Annotated in this window: 7 protein-coding genes and 1 pseudogene; 5 read left to right on the top strand and 3 right to left on the bottom strand. The window is 70.6% G+C overall.

The genetic code is table 11. The features are described 5' to 3' along the window. Window positions 1–415: 415 nt before the first annotated feature. The 4 genes and pseudogenes from J7W19_RS27440 to J7W19_RS27430 all read left to right on the top strand — a co-directional run bounded on the left by J7W19_RS27440 (window position 416) and on the right by J7W19_RS27430 (window position 4,870). On the top strand, window positions 416–1,462 hold the full coding sequence (locus J7W19_RS27440; RefSeq protein WP_004941318.1) for a polyprenyl synthetase family protein: 1,047 nt from the start codon (window positions 416–418) through the stop codon (window positions 1,460–1,462). Window positions 1,463–1,491: 29 nt separating this feature from the next. Then, window positions 1,492–2,571 (top strand): terpene synthase family protein, encoded by a 1,080-nt coding sequence (locus J7W19_RS27435; protein WP_004941320.1) that lies wholly within the window; start codon window positions 1,492–1,494, stop codon window positions 2,569–2,571. Window positions 2,572–2,634: 63 nt separating this feature from the next. Then, a pseudogene (locus J7W19_RS33885) lies at window positions 2,635–2,801 on the top strand (mobilization protein); the annotation flags it as partial. A gap of 221 nt (window positions 2,802–3,022) precedes the next feature. Then, a complete protein-coding gene (locus J7W19_RS27430; RefSeq protein ID WP_040888556.1) occupies window positions 3,023–4,870 on the top strand; it encodes an FG-GAP-like repeat-containing protein in 1,848 nt (615 codons plus the stop codon). Between the two features lie 226 nt (window positions 4,871–5,096). Here the strand turns inward: J7W19_RS27430 and J7W19_RS27425 are convergent, their stop codons facing one another. The 3 genes from J7W19_RS27425 to J7W19_RS27415 form a co-directional block, all read right to left on the bottom strand. Next, the gene (locus J7W19_RS27425) at window positions 5,097–5,831 is read right to left on the bottom strand and encodes a dienelactone hydrolase family protein (RefSeq protein ID WP_004941324.1); all 735 of its coding nucleotides are present in this window, start codon (window positions 5,829–5,831) and stop codon (window positions 5,097–5,099) included. 374 nt (window positions 5,832–6,205) lie between these two features. Continuing rightward, window positions 6,206–6,622 (bottom strand): RICIN domain-containing protein, encoded by a 417-nt coding sequence (locus tag J7W19_RS27420; protein WP_158688745.1) that lies wholly within the window; start codon window positions 6,620–6,622, stop codon window positions 6,206–6,208. Window positions 6,623–7,057: 435 nt separating this feature from the next. Next, the gene (locus J7W19_RS27415) at window positions 7,058–7,417 is read right to left on the bottom strand and encodes an RICIN domain-containing protein (RefSeq protein ID WP_152263458.1); all 360 of its coding nucleotides are present in this window, start codon (window positions 7,415–7,417) and stop codon (window positions 7,058–7,060) included. 241 nt (window positions 7,418–7,658) lie between these two features. Between J7W19_RS27415 and J7W19_RS27410 the strand changes: the two genes are divergently transcribed. Beyond that, entirely contained in the window at window positions 7,659–9,368 is a 1,710-nt protein-coding gene (locus J7W19_RS27410; RefSeq protein WP_158688746.1) for an XRE family transcriptional regulator, read from the top strand. The last annotated feature ends 19 nt before the right edge of the window (window positions 9,369–9,387 follow it).

Below are 9,387 nucleotides of genomic sequence, written 5' to 3'. Positions count from 1 at the left end.
AGAAACCCCATAACGAGACAACGAACCCCACAATGGGCTACCCCAGGCGAACCGCCCACTCACCCGGCCGGCCGACCGGAAGTGCGTTCGGCCGCCACGGTTCCTTCGTGCGCAGGGAACGTCCACCGGCCACGAGACGTCGGCGGTCAGGCACTCGGAGACACGAGGACTTTCCTTCGGCGGAGTCACGCGATCCCGAACCGGTCGTCCGCCGACGTGGTCCCCGGCGGCGGCGGACCGACCGGTGACCCGTTGGTTCACGGTGGTGCCGACGGCTTCCGGATGTAGCCGTACTCCTGTCCGACAGGGCTGTTGCCACACCAGTGGGGCGGGAGCACCGTTCGAGGAAGTCCCTTCCCCGTAGCACAGGGCCGGTGGAACCTCATACGCCCCCGGGGCAGACAAGGAGGCCGGGATGGACGGACCTGCCGCATTACCGTCAGCACCCCAAGAACGGGCGCAGGACATTCTCGAACAGGTCGGTGTGTTGATCACCCCGTCGTTACGGGAGGCGGTGGAGCGGCTGCCAAGCAGGATCCGGCACCTTGCCGGGTGCCATTTCGGCTGGTGGGAGGCGGACGGCACGCGGCCTGCCGGGAAGCAGGGCAAGGGACTGCGGCCGGCGCTGGTGGTGCTGTCCTGCCAGGGCGTCGGTGGGGACCATATGGCCGCTCTGCCGGCGGCGGTGGCGGTCGAGTTGGTCCACAACGCGTCACTACTGCACGACGACATCATCGACGGGGACCGCATACGCAGGGGCCGCCCCGCGCTGTGGGCCGCGTTCGGGATACCGGCCGGGATCCTTGCCGGGGACGCACTGTTCTTCCTGGCCGCCGAGGTGCTCCTGGACGCGGGTGGGCCGCTGGCGGACACCGGGCCGGCCGAACTGAACAAGGCCGTGCAGAACCTGATCGAGGGCGAATACGCCGACGTGGTCTTCCAGGACCGCCCGGTCGTGTCCGTGCCGGACACCTCGGCGATGGCGCAGTCCAAAACCGGGGCGCTGACCGCCACGTCATGCGCTCTCGGCGCGCTCGCCGCGGGCGCCCACCAGGCAAGGGTGGAGCATCTGCGGGCCTTCGGGGCTCACCTTGGGGCGGCGTTCCAGCTCACCGACGATCTGCTGGACGTCTGGGGACACCCCGAGGCCACGGGCAAACCACGGTGGTCCGACCTGGCGGCGCGCAAGAAGACCGGCCCCATCGCCTACGCGCTCAACACCGAGAGCCCTGCCGGCCGTGCCCTGGGCCGTCTCCTCTCCTCGCCTCTCCCGCTGGACCAGCGGCAGTTGGAGCGGGCGGTCCGGCTGATGGAGGAGACCGGCGCCCGCACCTGGGCCCTGGGCGAGGCCCGCCGTCTCACCGATACCGCCCTTCGGCATCTCCGGGCCGCCACGCTTCGGCCAGCCGCTGCGGCTGCCCTGACCAGTCTGACCCGCCTGGCCACCGAACGCGACCAGTGAGCCCCGGGCTCTCGCAAGGAGGATCAGCCGTGACGCTCAACCCGGTCCCCGACGATTTCCTGACCTTCTACTGCCCCATCCCCGGTGAAGTCGGGCCTGACGGCGACAAACGCGTGGAGCGGACCCTGGCCTGGGTCCGGAGCTACGACTTCGGTTCAGGTGACGACATGGCCAACACCATGTACGCCCACACCGGCGTGACTCTGGTGACCCACCTGTTCCCCCACGCCACCGGAGATCTCGCCCAGGCCCTCGACGACTACAACACCTGGGCCTTCCTCGCCAACGACCTCACCGTCCCCGATCACCGCACCGTACGCACTACCGACGCCGTGAGGCTCATCGCCCGCTGGACCCAAATCCTGCGCATACCCCACATTTTCGACGACACCAGTCCGGGCGAAGCCGCCCTCGGCGACGCGCTGTCCCGTCTGCGACAGCTCACCACTCCGGTCCAGTTCGACCGGTTCGCCAAAGGGCAGGCGCGCTGGCTGTGGGGACAAGCCTGGGAAGCCCACGTCCGCGAGCACGACAGCCGCATGACGGTCAACGAACACCTCACCCTCGGTTACGCCGTCGGAGGCCCGGAAGCGACCCCACCGATCGTGGAGGTCGCGGAAGGCATCGAAGTACCCGAACGGGAACTCGCCTCCCTCCCGGTCCGAGCCGCCGTGGACGCCGCCATGACCACCGCGGTATTCGACAACCAGCGGTACTCCTACTTCAAAGAATCCGCACACGCTCAACCGAAACGCAGCATGTTCGACACCATCCTCCACAACAACCCGGGACGGACCCTCCAGGAGGCCATGCACGAAGGCGTTGCCATCCGCGACCGCGCCCTGGCCTGCTACCTCCGACTCCGCGACCGGATCCTCCCTCACGCCAGTCCCCAGCTACGCCAGTACCTCGCCGGACTCGACCTCGTACTCAGCGGCCATCTCACCTTCGCGGCCAAGGCCCTCCGCTACCTCACGCCCGGACACGCCGTCACCATCACCCCCACACCTCCCCCGCACCTGCCCACCGAACCACTGCCCTACCCGGCCGTCGCCTGGTGGTGGGACCAGATCGACCCGCACTCCGCCCGACAACGAGACCTGGGATAGGCGCCGTCCCGACCGGCCGTCGCCGGCTCGGGTCGAACTGCGGCGCCACGCCCGCGCAAGAGCCGCCGCCCGGCCAGGCACGTCTGGCACCTGTCGGTCCGTGCCGCACCGGAGGACCCCGTCCTCTCCGACGAGCAGTGGGGGGAGATCACCCGGCGCATGGTCGCGGCCACCGGCATCGCCCCGACGGTGACGACGCAGCCTGCCGGTGGGTGGCGGTCCACCACGCTGCTGGTGAGGTGGGTGCCGATCCGCTCGGCCAGGTGGCCGTCGTCGCCGGCGAGGTGGCGGGGGCTGACCGAGTAGGCGCGCGACGACGGGCGCGGGGCCCTTTCGTATGCCCCGCCGTCACACTTCCCCGATGCGCTTCGTCAGCGTTGGTGCAGCCACCGACTTCGCGGTGACCCGTCACCTGACGCGGTCGCCGCTCCTCATCCCCAGGACGTCCTCCATGCCCCAAAGACCCCGCGGCACCGTGCGGTTCGCCCTTGCCGCCGCCCTCGTCTCCTCCTTCGCCCCGGCCACACTTCTCACTTCGGCCCCGCCCGCCTCCGCCGCCTCGCTGGCGATGTGGGAGCGGATGGCCCAGTGCGAGAGCTCGGGCGACTGGACCGTCGTCAACCCCGAAGGCCCCTACTACGGCGGCCTCCAGATCATGAAGCCCACCTGGGACGCCTACAACGGCCGGGAGTTCGCCGAGTATCCGCACCAGGCGACCAAGAAGGAGCAGATCACCGTCGCGGAGAGGATCCTCCGGGGCTCCGGGGCGGGCCAGTGGGGTTCCTGCGCCCGTCAGAAGGGCCTGGTGAACGACGGCGTCGACCCGTACCCCCGTGCCACCCCGCCCGTCACCCGGGTCACGGGCCCGGAGGACCGCGGCGTCCTCAGCGGTACGGTCACGCTGTCCGCGTCCGTGGCCGAGGAGGAGGGGAAACCGGCCGGGGCCGCCTTCTTCGTGGACGGCCGCGCCGTCGGTACGGCGTCCGGGCCCGGGCCGGCGTACAGCGTGAGCCTGGACACCACGGCCCTGGCGGAGGGACCGCACACCGTGACCGCCCGCGCGGTCGACGACGCGGGCCGGACCGGGCCGACCTCCCCCGGCGCCGGCTTCTTCGTCGCCAACCGGGGCACGGCCGGGCAGACCACCGGCGACTTCGACGGTGACGGCAAGGCCGACCTGGCGATCCTCTACGGCTACGACCGGGAGGGCGAGGACAACCACACCGCACTGTGGACACTCCGGAGCACCGGCCGCGGCTCGTTCGCCGCGCCGGTGAAGGCGTGGGACAACCTCCAGGCCGGCAGCGGCTCCTGGAACTGGGCCGATTCCAAGGTGACGGCCGGGGACTTCGACGGTGACGGCAGGACCGACATCGCCGTCCTCTACGACGAGGGCCAGGACGACACGAAGCGGAACCGCACCGCCCTGTGGACCTTCACCAGCAACGGCCCCGGTTTCGACAAGCCGGTGAAGCGGTGGCGGACCACCCAGTCCTGGGACTGGAAGCGGTCCAAGCCGGTCGCGGCCGACTTCGACGGCGACGGCAGGGCCGACGTCGGCATCCTCTACGACGAGGGCCGGGACGCCGACGGCGACTTCCGCACCGCCTTCCACATCGCGTACGCCACCGCCGACGGCGTCCGGGAACCGAGGCGGGTGTGGGACAACGACGACCGCACCACCGGTTCGTGGAACTGGCAGAGCAGCAAGCCGGTCGCGGCCGACTTCAACGGCGACGGCAAGGCCGACCTCGGCATCCTCTACAACGAGGGCAGAGACGCCGGCGGCGACTTCCGCACCGCCTTCCACATCGGTTACGGCACCGCCGACGCGATCACCCGGCCGAAGCGGGCGTGGGACAACAACGACCGCACCACGGGTTCGTGGAACTGGCAGAGCAGCAAGCCGGTCGCCGCCGACTTCAACGGCGACGGCAAGGCCGACCTCGGCATCCTCTACAAGGAAGGCAAGGACCGGACCGGAAGCAACCGCACCGCCTTCCACATCGGCTACGGCCGCGCCGACGGCATCAACGCCCCCAAGCGCGCCTGGGACAACAACGACACCACCACCGGCAGCTGGAACGCCGACGCCGCCAAGCCCGCCGCCGGTGACTTCGACGGCGACGGCAAGGCGGACCTCGGCGTCCTCTACAACAAGGGCCAGGACAAGGACGGCAAGAACGAGGTCGCGCTGCACACCTTCGACGGCCGTGACGACGCGGTCTCCCGGCCGGTGAAGGTCTGGGACAACTCGGCCTCCACCAGCTGGAACTGGTACCGCAGCGACCTCGGCTGACCGGGGCCCGGCAGCTGCCGCCCCGCCGGGTTCCCGGCGGGGCGGCCGTGCTCTCCGCTCGCGGGGTGTGCCAGGACTCGTAGTGCGAGATGTTCTACGGGCCCCTACCAAGGGGGACGGCAGGGGCCCACGATGTACGGAGCCGAGGAGGGCCGGGGCCTGTCCCTGAACGGGCGGCATCCTGGCCGACGCGGCTACCGTCTGCTGGTGGCCTGACGGCCCGGCGTCACTTCAGGTGTCGGGTGAAGAACCGGGCCGCGGCGTCCCCCGCGAACTGCGGGACTCCGGTGTGCCCGCCCATGTTGGCGTGCAGGGTTTTCTCCTTGGAGCCGAAGGCGTCGAACAGATCCAGGGCCGCCTGCCGGTCGTTCCCCGCGTCGTCCCACTGCAACAGGACGTGCAGCGGAATGGTGACCTGCCGGGCCTCCTCGAACATGGCGCGAGGCACGAAACTCCCGGCGAACAGAACAGCGGCCGAGATCCGCGGCTCGACCACCGCGAGGCGAACGCCGATGGAGATCACTCCCCCCGAGTACCCGACCGGGCCGCCGATCTCGGGCAGCGCGAGGAGGGCGTCCAGGGCGGCCCGCCATTCCGGGACCGCCTTGTCGACCAGCGGGAGGACGAGGGCGTCGATGATCTCGTCGCTCACCGGCTCGCCGGCCTCCAGCGCCCGGCGCAGATCGGCGCGGGCCCGCTCGGCGGCGGGCAGGCGGGGCCGGTCGCCGCTTCCGGGGAGTTCGATGGTAGCCGTGGCGAAGCCGTCGGCCGCGGCGTGCCGGGCCCGGGCCGCCAGCCGGGGGTACGTCTTGCGCAGCCCGAGAGGAGGGGGGCCGAGCAGGATCAGCGGCGCCGGTGCGGGCGCGGATGCGGGCGTCCACAGGATGCCGGGGATGTCACCGAGGGTGAACTCGCGCTCGAGGACGGCGTCGTCGAGACGCTGTTCAGAGGTGAATTGCATGGTCGTGCCTTTCGGGAGTGCCATTGAACGGCGCTCCCGGGCGACCTATCGCCCGACCGTGACCCCGGAGGGGAGCACCCATGTCGATACTGCGTTCACGGGTACCACCTCCTCGTTCTCTCGCACGGCCGTCGGAAAGATAACAGTGGCCGCCGTGGTTCCGCCAGCGAGTTTTCGCGGAGGCGCCATGGCCGGACACCACGGCGTCGGAGTCACGCCTGCCACTGGTCGGGAAGCGCACGTCCCGCCGCGCAGGACCCTCCGGGCCTGGGCCCCGGGGATGCCATGGCCGGTTCCCCCGGGGCCCGTGGTGTGTCGGGGTCAGTTCTCTCAGGCCGCCGTGGCGGCAAGCCGGTCGGCGGCTTCGGCGTCGGTCATGTGCCGTTTTCGACGTTTTTGGTGATCCACGCACCGTTGTAAGTGGTTTTGCTCCACTGCTGGGAGAGACTCCCGGTGCAGGGCGCAGTTCTTATGGTGTCGCCGCTGCCGGTTTCGAGGCACCTGTTGGTCTGTACGTTATACATGAAGAAAATATTGAGCCACTCCGGAGCGATCGTTTGGACCCCCCACTGCTGGTAGGCGTTGTGCTTGTCCCAGGCGCAGCCTTTCGTGTAGACGTTGCCCTGGCCGTCGGAGTCCAGGCAAAGTTCCGTCTTCTCATTCTTGAACTGGCTTCCCACCGCCTGGATTCCGACTCCGGCGGCGCTCGCGCTGCCGGGCATACCGGCCGGCAACATCGCGCTCGCTCCCAGGACTGCTGCCAGCCCCGAAACAACGGTTCGCTTGCTCATGAGGTAACCTTTCGTGAATGCGCTGAAGAATGGCTTCCGTGCCGATTTTTCCGCGGGGCGCCCGACCGGAAAATCGGGACGGGCGATCTGAAACGCAGGCGAGTTGCCTCCGGAATTGCCGTATGCGCAGGCCCTCGGCCGGGGAATTCCGCCCGGCTTTCGCGGCACAACCGGATCCGGTGACGCCGGTTTCCCGCCTGCCGGGAAAGGCCGGAACCAGAGTCGGTGATGCCGTCCCGGCGGGAGAGCCCACGGACCGGGCTCAGATTCCCGAAGACGTGCCTGGCAGGCACATGGGGCTGCCTACCAGAGCCACCACTGCATGTACAAGGTTGCCCGTGCCATAAGGGCTCGTGTAGAGCTGCCCCTTGGCATTGGAATCCAGCGCCCTGCCGTTGGCGCCGTTCTTGAATATGTACCTCCCGCCGGGGAGCGTTACCGTCTCCCACCGCTGTGACGCCGGGGCGAATCGGGGGAACACGGCGCGGTTCTGACAGCATCGCCTTGGCCGACGGTTTCGAGGCATCTGCCAGTCTTCTCGCTCCTTACGTCCCGACCCTCCTTGTCGGACCCGAACATGCCCCACTGCTGGTACGGGTTGTCGTTTTCGCAGGATTTGGTGAAGGCGTTGCCCTTGGCGTCGGAGTCCAGGCACAGCCCCGTCTGCACGTTCTTGATCTGGTATTCGGTATCGCCGTCGTCGGCGGCGCTCGCGCTGCCGGACATGCCGCCCAGCAGCATGGCGCTCGCTCCCAGGACTGCTGCCAGCCCTGAAAGAACGGTCCGATTGCTCATGAGGAGACCTTTCGTGAGGTGGGTGTCGCGGCGCGGGCACGGCGCGTTCGCGAGACCGGCCGGCCCGCTCCCGGGGTGTCCGGCACGGGATGCGCCGGCGCACAAGTGGTTCGCGAAGTGGCGGAGCCGGGCGGCCGGGTGGGGCCGACCCCGCGTTCGTACGGCCTCAAGCCAACCCGACGCCAACCGGACGCAACAGGAAATCCCACCCGCAAAAGTAGGTTGCCGCATACTTTTGCGGATGGGGTCGCGCATCCGGTGGGGCCTGGCGTTGCGGGGGGCTTTGAGCACGGGTACGGAAACACCGGCCGACGGTGACTTCGGCGCGCTCCTGCACCGCCTGCGCAAGGGTGCCGGGCTTACGCAAGAGGAGCCGGCGCGGGCGGCGGGGATCAGTGTGCGGGCCCTGTCGTACATGGAACGCGGCCGCTCGCGCGGGCCGCAGCGCCGGACCGTGTCCGCCCTGGCCACAGCCCTGCGCCTGAGCCCGCAGGACGCGAGCGGAATGGAGCGCCTGGCGAGCCTGGGACGACCCCGCCGGCCTCCCACGACGGAGATACTGCCGCCTGCCGCTGGCCCGGAGGCCGTTGTGCCCGCGGGTACGCCCGACCTGCTGCCGCGGGCGCCGCGCGGCTTTCACGGGCGGTCGGCGGAGCTGGCCGCGGTGTCCCGGGCCGCCGCGGGCGAGGCGCCCGTCTGCCTGGTCATCGGACCCGCCGGGGTGGGCAAGACGGCGCTCGTGCTGCACTGGGCCCACCAGAGCCGTGCCGCCTTCCCCGACGGGCGGCTCTACGCGGACCTGCGCGGCTTCGGCGGCACGGGCGAGCCTTCTGTCATGGACGTGCTGCGCGAATTCCTGCCGGCGCTCGGTGTGGCGCACGGCCGGATACCGGAGTCGGTCAACAGCGCGGCCGCACTGTTCCGGTCGCTGGCCGCCGACCGCCGACTCCTCGTGGTGCTCGACAACGCGCGCGACTCCGAGCAGGTCCGACCGCTCCTGCCCGGCGGGCGCCACTGCGTCACCGTCGTCACCAGCAGACACCGGCTGCCGGGACTGATCGTCACCGACACCGCCCGGCCCGTCGCCGTGGACGTGCTCGGGTCGACAGACGCCACGATGCTCCTGGCCGGGGTCCTGGGCGCCGACCGGGTACGCGTGGAGCCGGCGGCCGCGCGACGGCTGGCCGAGCTGTGCGGCGGACTGCCCCTGGCACTGCGGGTGGTGGCCGCCCGCCTGGCGCAACGGCCCACCTGGCCGCTGGGCGCGATGGCCGCCGAACTGTCCGACGAGAGGCGCCGGCTGAGCCTGCTCGACTTGGAGGACACCAGCGTGCGAGCGGCGCTGCGACTGACGCTGCAACAACTCCCCGACCGCGTCACCCGCCTGTTCGCCCACCTCGGCTGCCACCCCGGCACGCACCTCGACCGGTACGCCGCGGCGGCCCTGGCGGACACCGACCCGGCAGCCGCCGAGGCATGCCTGGAGCGGCTGGCCGCCGCGCACCTCGTCACGGAGACGGCGCCCGGCCGCTGGACGATGCACGATCTCGTGCGGCTCTACGCACGCAGCCTGGACACGGGGCCCGATGCGCTCAAGCGCGTACTCGACCACTACCTCGCCACGGGCCTGGCGGCGGTGGCCGCCGCCGAGCCCGGCAACGAGGAGTGCTTCCCGCTGCCCGAGGACTTCCTGCCGCCCGCCGCCGTACGCGAGTTCGGCGACCGGTCCGCCGCCGTGGCCTGGTACACGGCCGAGCGGGACGACCTCACATCGGCAGTGGCCGCGGCGCACGCCGCCGTCCTCAGCACGCGGTGGCGTACGCGCGGATGGTCCGGGCGGACCACGCCCGCCGGACTCTGCGCATACGCGCCCAGCGCCTGGCCCAGGCCACCACCGATCCCACCGGCCCCAACCCGGTCAACGCCGCCCTTACCGAGGCCGACGCACTGACCGGGTTCCTGGACGACCT

This window comes from Streptomyces mobaraensis NBRC 13819 = DSM 40847, from assembly GCF_017916255.1.
GTDB classification, from domain to species: domain Bacteria; phylum Actinomycetota; class Actinomycetes; order Streptomycetales; family Streptomycetaceae; genus Streptomyces; species Streptomyces mobaraensis.
This window is presented reverse-complemented; position numbering and strand designations above follow the sequence as displayed.

Excerpts from the sequence above, each read along its gene's own strand:
- J7W19_RS27440 (WP_004941318.1), top strand. The coding sequence starts at position 416 with ATGGACGGACCTGCCGCATTACCGTCAGCACCCCAAGAACGGGCGCAG.
- J7W19_RS27430 (WP_040888556.1), top strand. The coding sequence starts at position 3,023 with ATGCCCCAAAGACCCCGCGGCACCGTGCGGTTCGCCCTTGCCGCCGCC.
- J7W19_RS27425 (WP_004941324.1), bottom strand. The coding sequence starts at position 5,831 with ATGCAATTCACCTCTGAACAGCGTCTCGACGACGCCGTCCTCGAGCGC.
- J7W19_RS27420 (WP_158688745.1), bottom strand. The coding sequence starts at position 6,622 with ATGAGCAAGCGAACCGTTGTTTCGGGGCTGGCAGCAGTCCTGGGAGCG.
- J7W19_RS27415 (WP_152263458.1), bottom strand. The coding sequence starts at position 7,417 with ATGAGCAATCGGACCGTTCTTTCAGGGCTGGCAGCAGTCCTGGGAGCG.
- J7W19_RS27410 (WP_158688746.1), top strand. The coding sequence starts at position 7,659 with ATGGGGTCGCGCATCCGGTGGGGCCTGGCGTTGCGGGGGGCTTTGAGC.